This is a genomic window from Cupriavidus sp. UBA2010 (genome assembly GCF_002335265.1).
GTDB lineage: Bacteria > Pseudomonadota > Gammaproteobacteria > Burkholderiales > Burkholderiaceae > Cupriavidus > Cupriavidus metallidurans.
In genome coordinates this window covers 73,287-94,531 of the sequence record NZ_DDCI01000035.1, presented here as the reverse complement: position 1 = coordinate 94,531, position 21,245 = coordinate 73,287, and the positions used below count along the sequence as shown (strand labels likewise).

At 65.1% G+C, this 21,245-nt stretch carries 19 protein-coding genes; 5 read left to right on the top strand and 14 right to left on the bottom strand.

The features are described from left to right. Positions 1-205: 205 nt before the first annotated feature. The 4 genes from B2246_RS27260 to B2246_RS27245 form a co-directional block, all read right to left on the bottom strand. Positions 206-529: a hypothetical protein gene (locus tag B2246_RS27260; RefSeq protein ID WP_008643159.1), complete on the bottom strand. Its 324-nt coding sequence runs from the start codon at positions 527-529 to the stop codon at positions 206-208. 139 nt (positions 530-668) lie between these two features. After that, entirely contained in the window at positions 669-806 is a 138-nt protein-coding gene (locus B2246_RS27255) for a hypothetical protein (protein WP_286882654.1), read from the bottom strand. A 91-nt stretch (positions 807-897) separates the two neighbouring features. Further along, positions 898-1,644, bottom strand: coding sequence for a sulfite exporter TauE/SafE family protein (locus B2246_RS27250; protein WP_286882655.1), 747 nt, complete (start codon positions 1,642-1,644; stop codon positions 898-900). A 98-nt stretch (positions 1,645-1,742) separates the two neighbouring features. Then, complete coding sequence (locus tag B2246_RS27245) at positions 1,743-2,138, bottom strand: FKBP-type peptidyl-prolyl cis-trans isomerase (RefSeq protein ID WP_008643156.1); 396 nt, start codon at positions 2,136-2,138, stop codon at positions 1,743-1,745. Between the two features lie 171 nt (positions 2,139-2,309). Between B2246_RS27245 and trhA the strand changes: the two genes are divergently transcribed. Further along, the gene (gene trhA / locus B2246_RS27240; protein ID WP_008643155.1) at positions 2,310-2,927 is read left to right on the top strand and encodes a PAQR family membrane homeostasis protein TrhA; all 618 of its coding nucleotides are present in this window, start codon (positions 2,310-2,312) and stop codon (positions 2,925-2,927) included. 17 nt (positions 2,928-2,944) lie between these two features. On the opposite strand, the gene B2246_RS27235 is transcribed toward trhA, so the two are convergent. The 6 genes from B2246_RS27235 to B2246_RS27210 all read right to left on the bottom strand — a co-directional run bounded on the left by B2246_RS27235 (position 2,945) and on the right by B2246_RS27210 (position 9,431). Then, positions 2,945-4,192: a CaiB/BaiF CoA transferase family protein gene (locus B2246_RS27235; protein WP_008643154.1), complete on the bottom strand. Its 1,248-nt coding sequence runs from the start codon at positions 4,190-4,192 to the stop codon at positions 2,945-2,947. 15 nt (positions 4,193-4,207) lie between these two features. Continuing rightward, on the bottom strand, positions 4,208-5,005 hold the full coding sequence (locus B2246_RS27230) for an enoyl-CoA hydratase/isomerase family protein (protein ID WP_286882657.1): 798 nt from the start codon (positions 5,003-5,005) through the stop codon (positions 4,208-4,210). Further along, the gene (locus B2246_RS27225) at positions 5,002-6,528 is read right to left on the bottom strand and encodes a tripartite tricarboxylate transporter permease (RefSeq protein WP_008643148.1); all 1,527 of its coding nucleotides are present in this window, start codon (positions 6,526-6,528) and stop codon (positions 5,002-5,004) included. The genes B2246_RS27230 and B2246_RS27225 overlap by 4 nt, the downstream gene beginning before the upstream one ends. Before the next feature lie 11 nt (positions 6,529-6,539). Then, positions 6,540-7,043: a tripartite tricarboxylate transporter TctB family protein gene (locus B2246_RS27220; protein ID WP_008643146.1), complete on the bottom strand. Its 504-nt coding sequence runs from the start codon at positions 7,041-7,043 to the stop codon at positions 6,540-6,542. A gap of 78 nt (positions 7,044-7,121) precedes the next feature. Next, on the bottom strand, positions 7,122-8,123 hold the full coding sequence (locus B2246_RS27215; RefSeq protein WP_008641542.1) for a Bug family tripartite tricarboxylate transporter substrate binding protein: 1,002 nt from the start codon (positions 8,121-8,123) through the stop codon (positions 7,122-7,124). Positions 8,124-8,225: 102 nt separating this feature from the next. Then, entirely contained in the window at positions 8,226-9,431 is a 1,206-nt protein-coding gene (locus B2246_RS27210) for a pyridoxal-phosphate-dependent aminotransferase family protein (protein ID WP_286882658.1), read from the bottom strand. Between the two features lie 250 nt (positions 9,432-9,681). Between B2246_RS27210 and B2246_RS27205 the strand changes: the two genes are divergently transcribed. The 4 genes from B2246_RS27205 to B2246_RS27190 all read left to right on the top strand — a co-directional run bounded on the left by B2246_RS27205 (position 9,682) and on the right by B2246_RS27190 (position 15,083). Next, positions 9,682-10,371 carry a GntR family transcriptional regulator gene (locus B2246_RS27205; RefSeq protein WP_008641540.1) on the top strand — a complete coding sequence of 230 codons (690 nt, stop codon included), beginning with the start codon at positions 9,682-9,684 and terminating at the stop codon, positions 10,369-10,371. Positions 10,372-10,457: 86 nt separating this feature from the next. Then, positions 10,458-13,481 (top strand): FAD-binding and (Fe-S)-binding domain-containing protein, encoded by a 3,024-nt coding sequence (locus B2246_RS27200; protein WP_286882661.1) that lies wholly within the window; start codon positions 10,458-10,460, stop codon positions 13,479-13,481. 85 nt (positions 13,482-13,566) lie between these two features. After that, positions 13,567-14,502, top strand: a complete 936-nt coding sequence (gene yddG / locus B2246_RS27195) for an aromatic amino acid DMT transporter YddG (protein WP_040010827.1) — start codon at positions 13,567-13,569, stop codon at positions 14,500-14,502. Between the two features lie 245 nt (positions 14,503-14,747). Further along, positions 14,748-15,083: a hypothetical protein gene (locus tag B2246_RS27190; RefSeq protein ID WP_008641537.1), complete on the top strand. Its 336-nt coding sequence runs from the start codon at positions 14,748-14,750 to the stop codon at positions 15,081-15,083. A gap of 131 nt (positions 15,084-15,214) precedes the next feature. Here B2246_RS27190 and B2246_RS27185 read toward each other — a convergent pair whose 3' ends face one another. From B2246_RS27185 to B2246_RS27170, 4 genes are all read right to left on the bottom strand, one after another. After that, the gene (locus B2246_RS27185) at positions 15,215-17,653 is read right to left on the bottom strand and encodes a penicillin acylase family protein (RefSeq protein WP_286882664.1); all 2,439 of its coding nucleotides are present in this window, start codon (positions 17,651-17,653) and stop codon (positions 15,215-15,217) included. Between the two features lie 127 nt (positions 17,654-17,780). Beyond that, the gene (locus B2246_RS27180) at positions 17,781-19,370 is read right to left on the bottom strand and encodes a flavodoxin domain-containing protein (RefSeq protein ID WP_008641534.1); all 1,590 of its coding nucleotides are present in this window, start codon (positions 19,368-19,370) and stop codon (positions 17,781-17,783) included. Further along, positions 19,367-20,389 (bottom strand): FAD:protein FMN transferase, encoded by a 1,023-nt coding sequence (locus B2246_RS27175; RefSeq protein ID WP_008641533.1) that lies wholly within the window; start codon positions 20,387-20,389, stop codon positions 19,367-19,369. The genes B2246_RS27180 and B2246_RS27175 overlap by 4 nt, the downstream gene beginning before the upstream one ends. A gap of 22 nt (positions 20,390-20,411) precedes the next feature. Continuing rightward, on the bottom strand, positions 20,412-21,245 hold the full coding sequence (locus B2246_RS27170) for a DUF4198 domain-containing protein (protein ID WP_008641532.1): 834 nt from the start codon (positions 21,243-21,245) through the stop codon (positions 20,412-20,414).

Genomic DNA, 21,245 nt, shown 5'->3' with positions numbered 1-21,245 from the left:
CCCCGGATCCAGCTTGTAGCCATCCCAGCAGCCCAAGGCCTGCAGCGTCTTCCGATCCAGCATCCCGTTCCGCAACGGCCCTCTTAACGGCCCTCTTAACGGCCATTAGGATACGGAATGTGGCAATTCAGTCCCCGGAATTCTCCGAAGAACCAAAAAGAAGCCCCGCATTCGCGGGGCTTTGTTTCCAACCAGATCTCGTCGCTCATTGGGTCGCCGCCGTCGGTGCTGCAGGCGCCTTCTTGTGAGACTTGCTCGACTTCTTGGTGGTGCTCTTGCTATCGGTCAGAGCTGATGACGTGCTCTGGTTCGCGCCCTGTGTGTAGGGATCGAACTTGTCGCCGGCCCGGGCGGCGTCGGGCGTGTAGCCATCCTTGTTGCTCGTGCGCGCCGGGTCGGGCACATAGCCGTCCTTGTTAGTCGTATGCATGTCGTAGTCATAGCGATCAGAGGGACTTGCCGGTCCCGCCGCAAACGCCAGCCCGGGTACAAAGACTGCAACTGCCACTGCAATGGTGAGTGCCTTCATCGGGATCCTCCTGCGAGAACGGTTGAGACCATCGTGCGCTGAGTACGCACAATCCATCACCAAGCCTATGCCGCGGGCATCGAAAATGCCATGAACCAATGGTGTTAACGCGATGCGCGCGGGCACCGCCGCCAAGCACTCAGGGACGAAGCAGATCGAAGCCAGCCAGCGCGATCACGCCGCTCAGCGCATCCGTGGCCATGGAACCCTGTCCCAGGATCAGCACGGCAGCCGCGGCCCACGTGGTGGCACAGAAGAAATAGAAGCGCTTGTTCATGGTGAAGCCGATCACTTGCTGCGGGCAAAAGAAGGACGTCAGTATAAACCCTGATATTCACCCACGACAAAGCGCCTGATGCAGCTCTTTTCTAAAGCTTCGGAATTGCCGCGACCAGCATGGCTACACCCGAGCAGGTCAAAAGCGTCAGCACAATGCGCCGGAACGCGATGTCGCTGATACCAATGTAGACCCGCGTGCCGAGCAATGTGGGAATCAGCATGGCCGGGGCCACGATGGCGAACATCGGCAACATGTCGCGCGTGATGATGCCGGTACCCACGTACACGGCCATCGTCACCAGCAATGCGCCGAGGTTGAAGTTCTGGATCACCACCCGCTGCTTGTCCTTGTCGAAGCCTCGCAGCGTGCACCAGAGCGTTGGCGCAATGCCCGTGAACCCGCCGATGCCACCCATGATGCCGCCGATGGCGCCGACCACGGCATCGGCCAGCCGGCCGCCACGGCGGATCGGCGGGATGCGGCTCGAGAACAGCATGATCGGGCACCAGATCACCAGGACGAAGCCAAGGCACAGCTTGAACAGATGGACGTCGAGCCGGGGCAGGATACTGACCCCGATGGGAATGCCGACGATGCCGCCAAGCAGGAACGGCAGTACGGTGGCCAGATGGTACTTGCGGCGCACGGTGAAGGCCGCAAGCAACTGGCCGGTCAGCGCGCCGAACACGGACATCGCCGAAGCCAGCCGTGGTTCGACGCCCCAGGCCCAGAACGACATGGCAACCATGCCAAACGCGAAGCCTGACAGGCCCTGCACGAATCCGGCAACGATGGCGCCGAGGGCGACGATGAGAAAGACCGAATCTACCTGCATGTTCTTGTTCTTATGGTTTGCGCCCCGCTCCCGGTCTATACACGGGGGAACGGGGGTGGAACGAGAGCCGGCCCTGAATCCGCCGGCCCCTTCAATCGTCAGCCGCCAATCCCCAGCAGCTCCACTTCAAAGTTCAGCGTCGCGTTCGGCGGGATCGTGCCCGGCACGCCGCGCTCGCCGTAGGCCGTCGAGGCCGGGCAAGTCAGCTTGGCCTTGCCGCCGACCTGCATCTTCTGCACGCCCTCGGTCCAGCACGGGATCACGCGGTTCAGGGGGAACGAGATCGGCTGGCCGCGCTTGTAGGAGCTGTCGAACTCCTTGCCGTCGGTCAGCGTGCCACGGTAGTGGACCTTGACCGTATCCGTTGCTTTCGGCGAAGCGCCGGTGCCCTTGGTCACGTGCTCGATCACCACGCCGGACGGCAGCGTTTCAGCCTGCGCGATACCTGCGGCGCCCAGCGCCACGGCGGCGAGGATCAGGGAGAGTTTCTTCATGGGATATTCGTCGTGTCAGGTTCTCGGGAGTGACGCCTACGCCAGGCAAACCCGGTGCGGACGCCAGCCGGCAAGTGTACATGACCCTGTTATTTGCGCTGATCGGCCTGCTCACCGGGCGATCCGTGACAGAATGGCCACTTGTCCACAGCGCAGACGGAGGCATTGGGGATGTATCGCGGCGAACGGTTCAACGGATATAGCCACCTGGCGGGAGCGGTGCTCTCGGCGGCTGGTATGGCGGTGCTGGTCACTTCATCGGCACTCCATAGCGACGCCTGGAAGGTCGTCAGCTCCGTCGTCTATGGCACCACGCTGGTGCTGCTCTACACGATCTCCACCGTCTACCACAGCGTTCGCGGCCCCGCGAAGGACATCTTCCGCCGCCTCGACTACTGCGCGATCTACCTGCTGATCGCCGGCAGCTATACCCCGTTCGCATTGGTCACATTACGCGGCCCCTGGGGCTGGACCCTGTTCGGCGTCAACTGGGGGCTGGCCGTGGCCGGCATCATCCAGGAGCTCTGGATCGGCCATCGCACCCGCATCTTCTCGTTGGCCATCTACGTGATCATGGGCTGGCTGGTGCTGATCGCGTTTGGCCCACTGGCGGCGGCCCTGCCGACCGTGGGGCTGTACTGGCTCGTAGCCGGCGGCGCCATCTACACTGCCGGCATCGGCTTCTTCCTGTTCGACGAGAAGGTGCGCCACTTCCACGGCATCTGGCACCTGTTCGTGCTGGCCGGCAGCATGTGCCAGTTCATCAGCATCCTGTTCTACGTCGGGTAAGCGCCCGATACCTCACCCTATATCTCGGTCACGGTCGCCGCCGATGCGGCCGTCTCCGTGACCACGCCGGCTTCGAGCATCGCCTCGATCTCCGCCTCGCCATAGCCGCATTCCGCCAGCAACGTCCGCGTATGTTCGCCCAGCCTCGGTGACGGGCGATGGTATTGCGCCGGCGTTTCCGATAGCTGTATCGGCAGCCCCAGCGTCCGGATGGGCCCGGCTTCCGCGTGCTGTTGCCGTACCACCATGCCACGCGCCAGCGTCTGCGGATGGTTCAGTGCCTCGCCAATCGAATGCACGGGTCCGGCCGGGACGCCCGCTGCATCGAATGCCGCCAGCCAGTCAGCGGACGGGCGCGTCATCAGGATGCCGGCCATCTCCGGCAGCAACGTGTCGCGATGACGCATCCGGTCGGCGTTGCGCCGATAGCGGGGGTCTTCGACCCATTCCGGATGTCCGAGCACCTGCGCGATACGCGCCCAGTTCTTCTCGTTCGCGCCGCCAACGATGATATGGCCGTCCTGCGTCGGAAATGCCTGGTATGGCGTCGCCAGCACGTGCGCCGACCCGCTCGGCCCCGGCGACTCGCCCGTGGCGAAATGAATCGCCGCGTGCCAGTAGAGCTGCTGCAGGCCGGCCTCGATCAGCGACGTTTCCACGATCTGCCCGCGCCCGGTCTTCTGCCGATGCTGATACGCGGCAAGAATGCCGAACGCCGCCAGGATGCCCGCATTGATATCGGCGATCGAATTCCCGGTGCGCAACGGCGGCCCGCCCGCCTCGCCCGTGATGCTCATGAGCCCCGTGTAACCCTGCGCGATCAGATCGAAGCCGCCCTTGTCGGCGAACGGCCCGGTGCGGCCATAGCCTGAGATCGCGCAATAGATCAGGCCCGGGTTCTCGCGCGACAGCGTGTCGTAGCCAAGCCCAAGCTTCTCCAGCGTGCCCTTGCGGAAGTTCTCGATCACCACGTCGGCGTTGCGCACCATGCGCAGGAACACTTCGCGGCCTTCGGGTGTCTTCAGATCAAGGGCGATGCCGCGCTTGTTGCGGTTCAGCATCAGGAACGGCGCCGACACACCGTTGATGGTCGGCTCGCGATAGCCACGTGCGTCGTCGCCACCGTCGATCTTCTCGATCTTGATCACATCGGCGCCGAGATCGGCCAGCATCATGCCGCAGGTGGGCCCGGCCATGATCTGCGCGAGTTCCAGCACACGCAGGCCGGACAACGCACCCGGCGCGATTGCAGGGGAATCTGACATCGGTCTGCTCCCAGGTTAGCGACCGCTGAACTTCGGCGTCTCCTTGGCCAGGAACGCGCGATAGCCAGTGCGGAAATCCTCGGTATCGAAACAGTCGAACGCAGCATCGATATCGGCGGCCGATATCGGCTTGCCTTCGGCCAGTTGCCGGGCGAAGCGCTTGTGCCAGCGGGCCACCAGCGGCGCGCCGGAAGCGATCCGCTGCGCCGCGGCACGCGCCTCGTCGGCCACGCGATCATCGGGCACCACGCGCGAGACCAGCCCCATCGCATACGCCTCGGCCGCATCGACGATGCGCCCTTCGAACAGCAGCTCGAGCGTGCGCGACGTGCCGATCAGCCGCACCAGCGGCGCCATCTCCGCGTGCGCCATCACCAGCCCGAGATTCTTGATCGGCGCGCCGAAACGGCTGCTCTGGCCACAGATGCGGATATCGGCCATGGCTGCGACCTCGAGCCCGCCACCCACGCAGATGCCGTGGATCTGCGCCACCACCGGATGCGGGCAGTCCTGCATCGCCTGCGCGGTGCCATGCATGACCGCGCCATAGGCCGTGGCCTGTTGCTTGTTGGAACGCGTGGTGGCGAATTCGCCGATATCGTTGCCCGGCGAAAACGCGCGGTCCCCCGCGCCACGCACGACGACGCAGCGCACCGTGTCATCGGCGGAAAGCTCGCGGAACGCCTCGCCAAGCTGCCGCCACATATCGAGCGTGAAGGCATTGAGCTTCGCGGGCCGGTTCAGGACGATGGTGGCGACGGCATCCTCGCGCGTCACCAGCAACGTCCCTTCCTGCTGAATGTCATCGCTCATTCTGACGCTCCCTGATGGGCCGACACTACCTTGCGGCGCCGGGTCTTCTCCAGCAGGCTGCCGAACATCGGCCACACCAGGATCACCACTGCCAGCGCCATGATCGTGCCGACGAGCCCGTTGGACCAGAACACGTTGAGTTCGCCCTGCGACATCAGCATGGTCTGCCGGAATGCATCCTCCGCGCGATCGCCCAGTACCAATGCCAGCACCAGCGGCGCCAGCGGATACTCGAGCTTCTTGAGCACATACCCGATCACGCCGAAGATCAGCATGAGCCAGACGTCGAACATCGCGTTATGCACTGTGAACGCGCCAATCGCGCAGACCACGAGGATCAGCGGCGCGATGATCGCAAACGGAATGCGCAGGATGGCGGCGAACAGCGGCACCGTGGAAAGCACCACGATCAGGCCCGCCAGATTGCCCAGGTACATGCTCGCGATCAGCCCCCAGACGAAGGTCTTCTGCTCGGTGAACAGCAACGGCCCCGGCTGCAGCCCCCAGATCATCAGTCCACCCAGCAGCACCGCCGCCGTGGCTGACCCCGGAATGCCAAGCGCCAGCATTGGCAGCAACGCGCTGGTGCCGGCCGCGTGCGCGGCGCACTCAGGCGCGATCACGCCTTCGACGTTGCCGCGCCCGAACGTCTCACGCTTGCGCGAGAAACGCTTGGCCACGCCATAGCCCATGAACGATGCGGCCGTCGCGCCGCCCGGCGTCACGCCAAGCCAGCAACCGATGATCGACGAACGGATCAGTGTCATCCAGTAACGCGGCAGTTCGGCCCAGGTCTTCAGCACCACCTTGAGGTCGATGCTGGCCCGCTTGCCACGAAAGGCGACGCCCTCCTCCATCGTCATCAGGATTTCGCTGATGCCGAACAGGCCGATAACAGCCACCAGGAAGTCGAACCCGCGCAGCAGTTCCGTGGAGCCGAACGTCATGCGCAGCGTGCCCGAAACCGTATCCATGCCGACCGCCGCCAGTGCGAACCCGATGCACATCGCGATCACGATCTTGGCCTTGGCTTCCTTGCCCATGCCGACGAAGCTGCAGAACGTCAGAAAATACACCGCGAAGAATTCCGGCGGCCCGAAGCGTAACGCGAACTTCGCCACCAGCGGCGCCAGGAACGTGATCAACAGCACACCGGCCAGCGCGCCGAGAAACGACCCGGTGAAGGCCGACGTCAGCGCGCGTCCCGCCTCACCCTGCTGCGCGAGCGGGTAGCCATCGAACGTGGTGGCCACGGACCACGCCTCGCCGGGAATGTTGAACAGGATCGACGTGATCGCGCCCCCGAACAGCGCGCCCCAGTAGATGCACGACAGCATGATGATGGCCGACGTCGGCTCCATCGAAAACGTCAGCGGCAGCAGGATCGCCACGCCATTGGGGCCACCCAACCCGGGCAGCACACCCACGACGATGCCGAGCAGGATGCCCACCAGCATCAGCCCGACGTTGTGCCATGACATCGCCACAGCAAAGCCGCCCATCAACGCATTGAGTTCTTCCATGCCGGTCCCCTTCAGAATCCGAGGGCCGCTTCGAGCGGTCCCTTGGGCAACGGCACGCGGAACTGCATCTCGAAGATCCAGAACAGCACCAGATTGATGGCCACGCCAGTCAGCACCGCGCGCCACCATGCGAACTTGCCGATCACGAGCATGAAACCCGCAATGAAGATCGCCGATGCTACGTAGATGCCCAGAAAGGCGATCAGCGCGACGTAGACCGTCAGCGGCACCAGGATCACCGCCACCTGCCGCAATTGCGGCCACGTGACGAACACCTTCTCATTCTCGCCATGCCACGCCTGCCACAGCACCACCATGCACGCGATGAAGATGATCGCGCCAATCCGCATCGGAAAATAGCCGGCCTGCGGGCCGTCCGGCTCCCACCCCGCGCCAATCTGGTAGTTGCTGACCATCACCACCACCGCGCCAATGGTGATCAGCAGCGCGGTGGCGATTTCCGCCGCACGCACCGTGATCGCCGCCGGCGCGGTGTCTTGTAATTGTTCGCTCATGAATGTGTCCCCCCGGATCGTTGCCCCCCACCCCATTCAAGGGAGAGGGGGCAAGCCATCAGCACTCGCTCTACGGTCTTACTTCGCCGCCAGGAAACCCGCTTCCTTGATGATGTCCTTGTGGCGCGTTTCATCGGCCGTCAGGAACTCGGTCAACTTCTGGCCCGTGAGGAAATCGTTCTTGAGCGCGTTCTTCTCCAGATACTCCTTCCACTCCGGCGTAGCCACGACCTTCTGCATCAGATCCACGTAGTACTTCTGCTGATCTGGCGTAACGCCACCGGGCAGCATGAACACACGCAGCATCTGGTATTGCACGTCCAGCCCCTGCTCCTTGCAGGTGGGGATGTCACCCCAGCTTTGCGTGCCGGTGATCTTGTTCGTGTACTGCATGCGATCCGGCGCAAACACGCACAGCGCGCGATGCTCGCCGGCGCGCCACTGACCGATTGATTCGGAGGGGTTGTTGACGTTGGAGTCGATATGCTTGCCCGAGAGCTGTGTCGCCGCTTCGCCACCGCCCTTGTACGGGATGTAGATGAAGCGCACGCCGGCCTTGCGCTCGACCTGCGCGGTGATGATCTGGTCCTCGCGCTTGGAGCTGGTGCCGCCCATCTTGAGCTTGCCCGGCTGCTTCTTCGCCTCGGCGATGTAGTCTGCCGGCGTCTTGTACGGCGCCTCGGCGTTGGTCCAGAGCACGAACTCGTCCATCGCCACCATGGCCACCGGCGTCAGGTCGCGCCAGTTGAAGGGCAACTGGCTGATCATCGGCACCGTGTAGAGCGCGGACGAGGTCACCAGCAGCTTATGCGCGTCACCTTTCGACGCCTTGGTGTCCATCAGCCCTTCGGCCCCGCTGGCGCCGGCCTTGTTCACGACGATCATCGGCTGGTTCATCAGCTTGTGCTTGGCGATGATGCCCTGGATGGAACGTGCCATCTGATCCGATGCCCCGCCCGCGCTGAACGGCACGACAACCTCGACCGGTTTGGTAGGCTCCCACGCAAACGCGGGGCTGGCCCACGCGACACCTAGCAACGAAGCGCACGCGAGGGCGCGTGCGGCATAACGCAACGTCATGGTCTGTCTCCTTTGGGTGGCGGCCGTGCGCTCTGTGGTGCATCGGCCTTGTAGTCGGGAGCGCCTCTGCTGGACGCTCTCTTCTTGCTGCTGCTTGAAACCTCAGGCCGCGCGCAGCGACGGCTGCGATGCCGCGGCGCGCAGGCTGTCCATGGCGGCCAGTACACCGCCTGCATGGTGCGGCACGCCCGCCAGTGCGAAGCCCATCTCCACGCCGGCCAGCGTGCCCATCAGCGTCAGGTCATTGAAATCGCCCAGATGCCCGATGCGGAAGACCTTGCCGGACAGCTTCGACAGGCCCTGCCCGAGCGACATGTTGAAGTGCTCGAGCACGATCTTGCGGAACGCGTCGGCGCTATGGCCTTCCGGCATCACCACGGCAGTCAGCGCCGGGCTGTACTCGGACGGGTTCTGGCACAGGATCTCGAGCCCCCATGCGTTGACGCAGGCGCGAGTGGCTTCGGCATGGCGGTGATGGCGCGCGAACACGTTCTGCAGGCCCTCTTCGAGCAGCATGTCGCACGCTTCCGACAGGCCGTAGAGCAGGTTCGTGGCCGGCGTATAGGGCCAGAATCCGTTCTTGTTGGCTTCGATGATTTCATCCCAGCCCCAGAACGCCCTGGGCAAGCGGGCCTTGGCCGATGCGGCGATCGCCTTCGCGCTGACGGCGTTGAACGAGATGCCGGGCGGCAACATCAACCCCTTCTGCGAGCCCGACACCGTCACGTCGACACCCCATTCGTCATGGCGATAGTCGACCGAACCGAGCGAGGAAATCGTATCGACCAGCAGTAGCGCGGGGTGGCCAGCCGCGTCGATCGCGCGGCGCACCGCGGCGATGTCGGACGTCACGCCGGTCGAGGTTTCGTTGTGGACCACGCAGACCGCCTTGATCTCGTGGTTGCGGTCTTCGGCCAGGCGCGCGCCGATTGCAGCGGCATCCACGCCATGACGCCAGTCGCCCACGATGAACTCGGCGTTCACGCCGAGCTTGTCGGCCATCTTCTTCCAGAGCGACGCGAAATGGCCGGTCTCATACATCAGCACCTTGTCGCCGGGGGACAGCGTATTGACCAGCGCGGCCTCCCACGCCCCCGTCCCCGACGCCGGATAGATCACCACGGGCTGGGTCGTCTGGAAGATCTTGCGGATATCGGCCAGCACCTTCTTGCCCAGTTGCTGGAATTCGGGGCCCCGGTGATCAATCGTCGGGTAATCCATCGCGCGCAGCACGCGGTCGGGCACATTGGTGGGTCCGGGGATCTGCAGGAAATGCCGGCCACTGGGATGTGAGTTCAATCGGAGCATGTCGCCTCGTATCCTTATATTTGAATTTTGTATTCAAAAAACAGAGATGCACTGCGCGTCCGTCATGCGGGATAATGTTGGCGGACGCAAGTGCCTGCCTCTCCGCAATAAATCCTTATAAATCAATGGCTATCTGGATTTCATTGCACCGACTGCGTTGTTTCTGGCGCAACCTGATGCGCCAAATTGCAGTTCGAGCTTGCCCAAGATTAGGTTTTGAATACAATACTGTCAAGCCACACGATCCCTGATGAGCACAAACCCGACCACCCCTTCGCAAGCCGTCGACCGCCAGATCCTGCATGTGGCGGTAGCTCAGCGCCTGCGCACGATGATCATGGAGGGCGACCTCGCACCGGGCACGCGGCTCAACGAGCGCGTGCTGTGCGACTTGCTCCAGGTTTCGCGCACGCCGCTGCGTGAAGCCTTCAAGGTCCTGGCCGGTGACGGGCTGGTGACGCTGCTGCCGAACCGGGGCGCCGAGGTGGTGGTGCTGTCGCAGGAGGTGATCAACCACCTGTTCGAGATGATGGGCGCGCTCGAGGCGATGTCCGGCGAGCTGGCCTGCCAGCGCATCACCGATGCCGAGCTGAACGAGATCCGCGCGCTCCACTACGAAATGCTCGCTTGCCACGCGCGGCGGGACCTGCCCAATTACTACGCGCTGAACCGCCGCATCCATGACGCGATCAATGCGGCGGCGCGCAATCCGATCCTCGAGGAGACCTATCGACGCATCAACCTGCGCATTCAGGCGCTGCGCTTCCGCTCGAACTTCGATCAGGACAAATGGGACATGGCCGTGCGCGAGCACGGCGAGATGCTCGATGCCTTGTCGAAGCGCGATGGGGCCGCGCTGCGTGACATCCTGCGCGCGCACCTGCAGCACAAGCACGACGCGCTGATCGCCGAACTAGAACGCGCGCAGGACGCCGCCTGACCTGACGCGACACGCGCACCCGGTGCGCATCGTCGCAAGGCCATGACGGCGTCTCCCAGCGCACGCAACCGGAGACATAGAAGTCCATGGCCTTGCCAACCACCCCCACGCCACCCGGCGTGCAACCGCTGCGCTTCATGCCCGGCGCGGCGGCACCCGCCCTGCAATCGCCGCTGTACCGGCGCCTGGCCGCCGAACTGCGCGGCGAAGTATTGTTCGATAACGCCAGCCGTGGCCGCTATGCCACCGATGCGTCGATCTACCAGGTCATGCCGATCGGCGTGGTGGTACCGCGCGACGAAGCCGATGCGCGGCTTGCGCTGGACATCGCCCGGGACTTCAAGGCGCCGCTGCTGCCGCGCGGCGGCGGCACCAGCCAGTGCGGGCAGACCGTGGGCGAGGCGCTGGTCATCGACAACAGCAAGTACCTGAACCAGATCATCGACTTCGATCCGGCGGCGCGCACGGTGACCGTGCAGCCCGGCATCGTGCTCGATCACCTGAACGCATGGCTCAAGCCCCACGGCCTCTGGTTCCCGGTCGACGTATCGACGGCCGCGCAATGCACGATCGGCGGCATGACCGGCAACAATTCGTGCGGTTCGCGCTCGATCCAGTACGGCAACATGGTGCACAACGTGCTCGGCGTCCAGGCCATCCTGGCCAGCGGCGAGGACGTGCGCTTCGATGCCAGCTGGCCGGCCGAGTCGGCGCCACACCGGGCCATTGCCGACGGCGTGCGCCGCATCGCCACGCGCGAACGCGACGCCATCGCGCAGATGTATCCAACCGTGCTGCGCCGCGTGGGCGGCTACAACCTTGATATCTTCGCGCCGCGCAGTGAACGGCCCTATACCACCGACGGCAGCGTCAATCTGGCGCATCTGCTCGTGGGATCGGAAGGCACCCTCGCCTACTTCCGCCACATCGCGCTGCAACTCGCGCCACTACCGGCGCACAAGACCCTGGGTGTGGTGAATTTCCCGACGTTCTATCAGTCGATGGATCTCACGCGCCATATCGTGGCGCTGAAGCCGGCGGCCGTGGAACTGGTCGATCGCACCATGATCGATCTGGCCCGCAACAATCCCGCATTCCGCCCCGTGATCGACCGCGCGCTGGTGGGCGAGCCGGAAGCGATTCTGCTGGTTGAGTTCGCCGGCGAGGATCGCGCGGCCACGCTGCAGGGACTGGCCCAACTGGTCGAGCTGATGGCCGATCTTGGCCTGCCTGGCTCGGTGGTGGAAATGCCGGACCCTGGTCCGCAGAAGGCGCTGTGGGAAGTGCGCAAGGCCGGCCTCAACATCATGATGAGCATGAAGGGCGACGGCAAGCCGGTATCGTTCATCGAAGACTGCGCCGTGCCGCTTGAGCATCTGGCCGCGTACACGTCTCGGCTGACAGAAGTGTTTCACAAGCATGGCACGCGCGGCACCTGGTACGCCCATGCCAGCGTCGGCACGCTGCACGTGCGGCCAATCCTCGACATGCGGCGCGACGGCGCGGCCAAGATGCGAGCCATCGCCGAGGAAGCCGCCGCGATGGTGCGCGAGTACAAGGGCGCGTACTCGGGCGAGCATGGCGACGGCATTTGCCGCGGCGAATGGGTGGCCTGGCAGTTCGGCCCATCGCTGGCGCGCGCGTTCGAGGAGGTCAAGGCACTGTTCGACCCCGAGAACCGCTGCAATCCCGGCAAGATCGTGGGCACGCCAAAGATGGATGACACATCGCTGTTCCGTTTCCCACCGAGCTACTCGGTCAAGCCGATTCGGCCGGTGCTCGACTGGTCGGCATGGAACGTCACGCGGGACCCGGTCACCGAGGCCGAGAGCGCACCGGGCACCGGCACCGATCCGGCAAACGGACTGGCTGCCGCGGTGGAGATGTGCAACAACAACGGTCACTGCCGCAAGTTCGACGCCGGCACCATGTGCCCGAGTTACCGCGTCACACGTGACGAGCAGCACCTGACACGTGGCCGCGCCAACACGTTGCGGCTCGCCCTGTCCGGTCAGCTTGGCACCGAGGGACTGCTCGACGCCGCGGTCAGAGACACGATGGACCTGTGTGTCTCCTGCAAGGGATGCAAGCGCGACTGCCCGACCGGCATCGACATGGCGAAGATGAAGATCGAGGTGCGCGCCGCCAACGCCAGCGCAGGCCGGCTGCGCGCGCGTGACAGGCTCGTGGCCTTCCTGCCGCGCTATGCGGGCACCGCCAGCCGGCTGCGCTGGTTGTTCAACCTGCGCGACCGCGTGCCCGGCCTGCCGCAACTGACCGAACGCCTGCTCGGCCTGTCGGCCCGACGCTCGCTGCCCCGCTGGCAATCAGCGTTCCTGCGCGATGACTACGTGGCCCGGCCCGTCGGCGGCAAGGAAGTCGTGCTGTTCGTCGATACGTTCAACAATCACATGGAACCGGAGAACGCGCGCGCGGCGCAACGCGTGCTCGAAGCGGCCGGATACACCGTGCATCTGTCGGGGGTTCCGGGCGAGCGGCCCTTGTGCTGCGGCCGCACGTTCCTGGCAGCCGGCCTGGTCGATGAAGCCAGGGCCGAGGCCCGGCGCACGCTCGATACGCTGCTGCCGTTCGTCTCGCGCGGCGTGGCCGTGGTGGGCCTGGAACCGTCCTGCCTGCTCTCCATGCGCGACGAATTCCTGCAGTACGGCTATGGCGACGCGGCGCGGCTGCTGGCGAACAATGCGTTCCTGTTCGAGGAGTTCCTGGTGCGCGAACATGCGGCCGGTCGATTCGCTCCCACGCTGAAGCCAATCGGCCGCACCGAGGCCCTGCTGCATGGGCACTGCCACCAGAAGGCGTTCGATGCCGTGCGGCCGGTGGAACAGGTACTCGGCTGGATTCCGGAACTCAAGACCTCGCTGATCGAATCGTCATGCTGTGGCATGGCGGGCAACTTCGGATACGAGGCCGAGCACCACGATGTGTCGATGAAGATGGGCGAGCTTGCGTTGCTGCCGGCCGTGCGCGGCGCCGATGCGCGGACGCTGGTGGTCGCCGATGGCACGAGCTGCCGCCATCAGATCCATGACGGCGCCGACAGGCAGGCGCTGCACGTGGCACGGGTGCTGGAGATGGCACTCGGGGCGTGAACCCGGTTGCGTGGCCCGATCGAAAAGGCGGACATGACGCAGTAGAATCGCGTCTCTCCCGTCCACATCGATCGTTCCACGCAACATGGCAGTCACGCGAAGCAGCAAACAGGCAACCTTGATCGGGCTTGTCGCGGTCCTATTCTGGAGCGCGATCGTCGGCCTGATCCGCGGCGTCAGCCAGAGCTTCGGCGCGACCGGTGGGGCGGCACTGATCTACACGGTCGCTTCGGCGCTGCTCTGGTTGACGGTCGGCCCGCCCCGGACGCGGGCGCTGCCTCGAATCTATCTGCTCTGGGGAAGCGTGCTGTTTGTTTCCTACGAGCTGTGCCTGTCGCTGTCCATTGGCTATGCCAATACCGGCAGGCAGGCCATCGAGGTCGGCATGGTCAACTATCTCTGGCCGTCCTTCACGATGCTGGCCGCCATCCTGTTCAATCGTCAGCGCGCCAACTGGCTGATCCTGCCAGGCTTTCTGGTGGCCCTGCTGGGTATTGCATCGGTGCTCGGTGGCGATCAGGGCCTGGACCTGCCGAGCATGGCCGCCAATATTCAGGACAACCCCCTCAGCTACGGCCTGGCCTTTGCCGGCGCGATGATCTGGGCGGGCTACTGCACGGTGACGAGCCGGTACGCGCAGGGCAAGAACGCGGTCACGCTGTTCTTCATGCTGACGGCGCTCGCACTCTGGGGGAAGTATCTGTTCACGGACGGCGAAACGATGGTCCTCAGCATGACGGGCGCGGTCTACCTGCTGCTGGCCGCCTGCGCCATGGGCTTCGGCTATGCCGCGTGGAACGTCGGCATCCTCCACGGCAATATGACGGTGCTGGCTGGCGCGTCGTACTTCATCCCGGTGTTGTCGGCCGCATTGGCCGCCACGCTGCTGCACGCACCGCTGTCGTTCGCATTCTGGAAAGGCGCCGCGATGGTGTGCGCGGGATCCATCCTTTGCTGGCTCGCAACACGTGGCAAGGGCGCTCGCTCAGCAGGTTCGTCAGGTTCTGACAACCCGACTTAGCGCGTGCCCCGAAACGCCGACGCGTCATATGCGGGAATCCCGACAATCGGCCAGAGGTAGCGCCGCGCGCACGCGCACATGCGCCATGCACGGCCGATGGATCACCCTGCGAGATATTTCACCCGGGTCACGAGTGCGGCTTTTCCGGATGCCTGGCAATCCTGACTAGACTGGAACTGGAGCGGATAACACTCCACTACCTGCAACCTGAACACATCCGCAAGGATGTTCAAGAAGGGGGCACCATGCTACAAGCCAGTGAAATCCAGACACGCTTTTCGCATCTGCAGCGCACGGTCAGCGAGACATCGAAGACCATCCACGCCGATTCGGCGATTCCCAAGGACTTGATGAGCTGCATGGACGAGCTCGACAAGGAATGCAAGTCCGCGAAGAAGATCATGTCGTCCCGCAACGAGGGCCGCATCCGTCAGTGCGTCGATGATCTCGAACGAATTGGCGATCGCGCCGAACGCGTTTGCCACGATACCGACGGCGTCCACCATCGGGTCATGGATGCAGTCAGCGCCATGCACCTCGAGCTTGCCGACCTGAAGCGCGACATGCACGAAATGCACTGAACCGCGAACGGCGGGGGCCTGGCCTGATCAGGCCAGGCCCCGCAAAGAGGAAAGGGCCGAGCCCTGCAACGCAGGACTCGGCCCCAGTCAGGCGACCCGGCAGACCACCCGGCCTGCCATGCCACGCTCCATCACTGCGGCACCAGTTCCAGCCTTTCCTTGCTTTCCTTCTCCACCGCCTTGCGCGAGTACAGCAGCGGGAAATACTCGCCCTTCGCCCACAGCGGCGCCAGATCGCGATAGTGCGGATTGGCCGGGTTGCCCGACTGGCCCGGTGTGTTCACCACGCGCGACGCATCCCAGTTGCCGACATCCACCACCATGCGGAACGACGCCCCTGCAGTGAGCTGGAAGTCGCTGTTGCGGTAGCTCGTATTCATCGGCGTGAACGAAGACCCGCCGATCGGCCCCGCATTCACGTCGAACTGCTGGCGCTGCGTCGCGTCGAGGATCGCATGCAGCGGATGCTCGAACACCGCCGTGTGAAGCTTGCCCCATTGCCAGGTCTTCGGGTCAGGGCCCAGCCTCTTCTCGACTTCGACCATGGCCGACTTCAGGGAGGCCAGCATGACGTCGTTGCGCTTCTCGACGCTCATCCAGCTGTCAGGCCGCTCCAGCACCGCGATCACGCGGCTCGGATCGCCAGCACCGACCAGCCGCGCGGCCTCCGGCGCGAGCGCGGCCCGCACCACCGCAGTACGCAGATGCTTGCTGAACCAGATCTCGAACAGCGCGGCGGGCGCGCTGTCGGCGCGCTCGTTGCCATCCCAGCCGCGCAGCAGATCCAGCCCGCGCTGAATCTGCGCATCGCTGCTGGTGAGTGGCTTGAGCAACGTCACCATCCGCTGCGCGGGCAGCGACACCGTGTCGTTCTGCCATGCCATCGAGTCCTCCACCGAACTGCGCGGATTGGCCGACACCAGCGCCCTGAGCCGGCGCGCGCGCGAGCTTTCGGCCCATTCGTAGCCGACGCCGAGCTTGGCTGCCGGGTGGTTGGGCGGGATCGTGTTCTCGTTGGCAGTGACCACGAATCCCGGCGCCGGATTGAACGCCCACGGCAGTTCGTCCATGTTGCGATAGCCGGCCCATTTGTAGCGTCCGTCCCCAGGCACCGGCATCAGGCCATCCCAGTTCGGCCGATTGACGGTCAACCCGCCCGGGAGCCAGCCGATATTGCCGAAGCGGTCCGCATAGACCTGGTTCTCGCCAGGAGCGCCCCAGCGGTTCATCGCCGCGCGGAACTGATCCCAGTTCTGGGCACGCATGTAGTCCATCGACCCGAAGTACGGTGCCATGCCGAGGTCAAGCCATGCCGCGCGCAGCGCCCAGGCGCGGTTGTTCTTCGTGTCGGCATAGAGCACCGGGCCGTGGCGCGTGAAGTCGATCGTGACCTTGCGCGGCGTCGCCTCGCCGCGCACCGCGATCTGCTCGGTCACCGTCTCCATCGGCTCCCAGCGGCCCTTGTACTTGTACTCGTGCGGCTGGGCGGGATCGGTCTCATAGGCATAGAGGTCTTCCTGGTCGATGTAGAACCGCGTCAGGCCGAAAGCAATCGTGCCGTTGTGACCGATGGAGATACCGGGCAGAAATGGCTCGCCCGCGCCGATTACCGACAGGCCTGGCGCGTTCAGGTGGGAGATATAGCGCAGGCTCGGCGCACCGTGCGCGCGATGTGGATCGTTGGCCAGGATCGGTCGCCCCGTGGCGGTGCGGCTGCCCGCGATCACCCAGTTGTTCGACCCCAGGCTGCGCGCGGTATCGCTCGACGCATCGACCGTCGCATAGAGCTGGTCCACCGGGATGTTCTCGGCACGCGTGCCCGATTGCCACACGTCCTTCGGGAAGCGCGGCGCGGCCGTGGCAAGCTCATACGCCTTGCGCAACTCGGCAGCGGGGACCGTGCACGGGTCGAGCCCGTCTGGCACCTTCGGCTCGATCTGCGGATCGAGTTCGCGGCGAACCCAGTCCGCCCGTACCGCGTTCGGCTTCGCGTAGCAGAAGATCTGCGCCCGGTCGATCTCGCCAGTGAGGTTCAACGTCAGCCCGTGATGACGGATACGCACGATATCCTCGGCACGCCAGCGCGACGGCTTGTAGTTGATCAGCTTGAACTCGGGAGGCAGCAGTTCCGGATGGGCCTCGGTCTGCGCAATGTACGCATTGACGCCCGCCACGAAGGCCTCGGCCACACGCTTGGCATCCGATCCATAGGCCAGCCATTCGCGGTACATATCGCCACGGAACAGCACGGCGCGCGCCATGCGATCGCCTTCCACATAGGCCGGACCGAAGTCCTTCGCCATTTCGCCCAGCCCACGCTTGCGCCACAGATCGATCTGGAACAGCCGGTCCCGCGCGGCCACGAAGCCTTGCACGAAGAACGCGTCATAGAGCGTGTTGGCGTAGATATGCGGCACGCCCCAGCGGTCGATCAATACCGTTGCAGGCTTCTCCAGTCCGGGGACGGCGAACTTGTCCGGGCCGGCCGCCAGCGCGGGGGCGGTGGATGCGGCGGCAAGCCATGCCGCGGCGACGGCGGCGCGCCGCAGGGAACGGGTCGGGCGAAACATCGGATCTCCTCGTCGGATGCAGACCTGCGAGGATAGCGGAATGTGACGCTGCCGGCGACGCTGCGCCGCCGCAAATCATGCTGTCCGCAATGGCTTCCACGGCGTCAGCGATGTGACACCGACGACATCAGTACACGTCGCGGCGATAACTGCCTGCTTCGGTCAGTCGCTGTAGTGTGGACTCACCGAGGATGCGCAGGAGCGCGTCCTGCACGCCAGCGGCCATGCCCTGCAGGCTGCCGCAAACGTAGATCGACGCACCCTGCTCCACCCACGCAGCGATCGTCGCCGCTTGCGCGAACACGGCGTCCTGCACGTAGCGCGGCATCGCGCCATCGCGCGACCATGCATGGTCGATCCGCTGCAGCACGCCCTGCGATAACCACGCCTGCAATTCCTCTGCGTGGAAGCTATCGTGCGCGGCGGAGCGCTCGCCGAACAGCAGCCAATTGCGGTGATGGCCCGCCTCCGCGCGCGCCTTGATCAGGGCACGCAGGCCCGCAAGGCCGGTACCGTTGCCGATCAGGACCAGCGGCCGGCCGTCTTCGGGCGGATGGAAGCTGCGATTGGTGCGGACGCGCAGCGCGATCGACGCGCCCTCGCGCGCGAATTCTGTCAGCCAGCCAGAGGCGAGCCCAAGCCGCCCATCGGCATGACGGGTCTGACGTACCAGCAATTCCAGCCGGCCGTCAGCGGGCAGCGATGCGATCGAGTACTCGCGGTGCGGCAGCGCGGGCAATGCGTCGACCAGTCGCTGAGGTGTGAATCCGGTCAATATATCCAGTTGGCTATCGGGCAGCGGCAGCCGCGTGGCCAACGCCTCGGACAAGGTCATCGGGCGACTGTCGCAACGGACCGGTGCGGTTCCGTCGAGCGACAGGCGAGCCAGCAACCGGTCTACGACGTCTGGCGGTTGGCATGGACCAATCTCGGCAATATCGCCGGCGCGCCATGTCAGTTGCGACGCGTCCTCGGGTTCGAGCGCCAGATGAAAGGCCGCCTCGCCCTGACTGCCCGGATTGAGCAGTCTGCGCTCCACCAACCGCCAGCGGCCATAGCGCGGGCGTTCCCAGTCCGCGATTTCCGCACCACCGCTCAACGCGGACAAATGGTTCTGCCAGTGGCGCAACGCGCCGGGGTCGCCGTTGTCGACCTCGACCCTGTCGAACAACGGCTGTGCATGATGGCTCTCCAGCCAGCCCGACAGCGCGCGGCCGAACGCGCAGAAGTGCGCGTAGCTGCTATCGCCCAGCGCGAGGACGCCATAGCGCAACTGGCGCAGCGCATCGGGCGTGGTGCCGGCCAGCAAGCGGCGCGCGAACCCCGACGCCATGTCTGGCGCATCGCCCTCGCCCGTGGTGCTGACCAGGAACAGGGCCTGATCGCACGCGGCCAGACGCGCACCATCGAGTTCGGCAAAGGACACGAGTTGCACCGGCCGACCCGCGCCTTGCAACGCGTGGGCCGTTTGCACGGCGAGTTGTTCGGCAAAACCGGTCTGACTTGCGTAGGCGACGAGCGTCGGACGCGCGTCTTCACTCGCGATATCGGCGAGCGCCGCACGGGCGGCACGGCGGCGGCGATATCCGTCGAGCACGCCCCAGCAGAAGCCAACGTATCCGATGACCACGCCGGCTGCCATGGCATCACGACCGCGCGCGACCACGGACAGCGCCACGCCAGCGACAAGCATTGCCCACGGTAGAAGACGCATCATGTTTGCATTGCGGCGAAGGCCGGGGTGATCCGCTCATCGAAGCCGTGCGGCGTGCGCACCAGGAAGCGGGCAGCCAGGCCCTGGCGCGTGGCGAAAGTGATACCGGCTTCTGGCCCGAGCACAGTCAATGCGGTGGACAGCGCGTCGGCCATCATGCATTCGCGATGAAGCACCGTAACGGACGCCAACGCATGCGCGGCCGGGTAACCGGTGCGTGGATCGATCGTATGCGCGTACCGCCGTCCATCGTGTTCGAAGTAGCGGCGATAGTCACCCGACGTGGCGATCGACAGGCCGAGCAACGCCACCAGCGTGCGCAGCGTGCGTCCAGTCCCGCCCTCGGCAGTGGCAGATGCCGAAGGGGACTCCAGTTCGATCCACCACGGCATCCCATCCGGCTTCAGCCCCTGGCCGCGCAACTCGCCGCCGATCTCGACCAGATGATGCGGCACGCCCTGGGCCAGGAGATAGCGCGATACCGCATCGACGGCAAACCCCTTCGCGATCGCGCAGAAATCGAGTGACAGTCCGCCCGGCTGGCGCGCGAGACGCGCCGATGCGTCGATCTCGATCCGTTGCCAACCGCAATGCTGGCGCGTCCGTGCCACGTCATCGGCCGTAGGCGCGGTGTGCCGCTTGCCAGCCGGGCCGAAGCCCCAGAGATCGACGAGTGGGCCGGCGCTGGGATCGTAGGCGCCACCGCTGTCACGCGCGGTGTCCAGCGCCGCCTGCAGGACCGTGAAGCAATCCTCGGGCAGCGTGACCCAGGCACTGGCGTCGGCCCGATTGAAACGGCTCAGGTCCGATATCTCGGACCAGTTGCTCATCTGCGCGATAACCTCGTCGAGCACCGCGCGGATGCCTGCCTCCAGGCCGCCGCCGTCCTGCCCGAGCGCCAGCACGGCGCGGACAGCCCAGGTCGTCCCCATCGTCTCGCCCGCCCACTGCGCGATCGAGCCTTGCGGCTCGGGCACGGGCGGTGGTGGGTCCAGCGTGACGGGGATGAGAACGCGATTCATCGGCGATATCGTAGCGGCCGTCTTACTGCGGCAGCACTTCCACCGTCACCGCGTAGGTAACGCGACGAACCGTGGCGGGCTTGACCGATGCCTTCTGGTCGCGCAGTTCGGCTTCCATCCAGTACATGCCGGCAGCCGGCCACTTCACCGAGAACTTGCCGTCGGCGTCGGTGGTCGTGTCGAACTCGTTGAGACGATCGCGATAACGAACGCCGCCCGGCACCACGGAAACCGTCTGGTTGGCAGCCGGCTTGCCGTCGAGCAGCAGACGGAAGCTGGCCGTCTCGCCCGCGGCAAGGTCGTTCGGATGGGTGATCGGCGCCAGCTCCAGGCCGCGTCCGGTGGTCGTCAATGCCTGCTTCGACGGCTTGCCGCTGGTGACATACGATTCCACGCGGCTGGCCATCTCGGTCACTTGCAGTTCCTGCGCATTGGCGGGGACGTTCGCGGCCAGGGCATCGGCAGCACCGCGCCAGCGCTTGGTCTGTCCGTTCTCCTTCCAGCTCGCGAACAGGCCCTGGTTGACCACGGCAATGCGGTACGTGCCCGGCTGCGCCAGCGGCACGTCGAACGTGCTGCGGTACTTGCCAGTCGACGCATTCTCGGGCTTCACCGCCGCGCCATCGGGGCCGGTGACCACAAGGTTGTCCAGACGCATCGGCATGTGTTCGAAGTAGAACAGGTCGTTGGACACCGCGGCGTCCACGGTCACCCACTGGCTACCGCCGGACAGCACGGTGGTGGACGGCAGCAGCCACTGGCGATGGGCGTGGGCGGCCAGCGGCGCCAGCGCAGCCAGCGCGAGGACTGCAACGCGGGTGGAAAGTCGGGTGGAGAAGCGGGCAGGCTTGTTCAT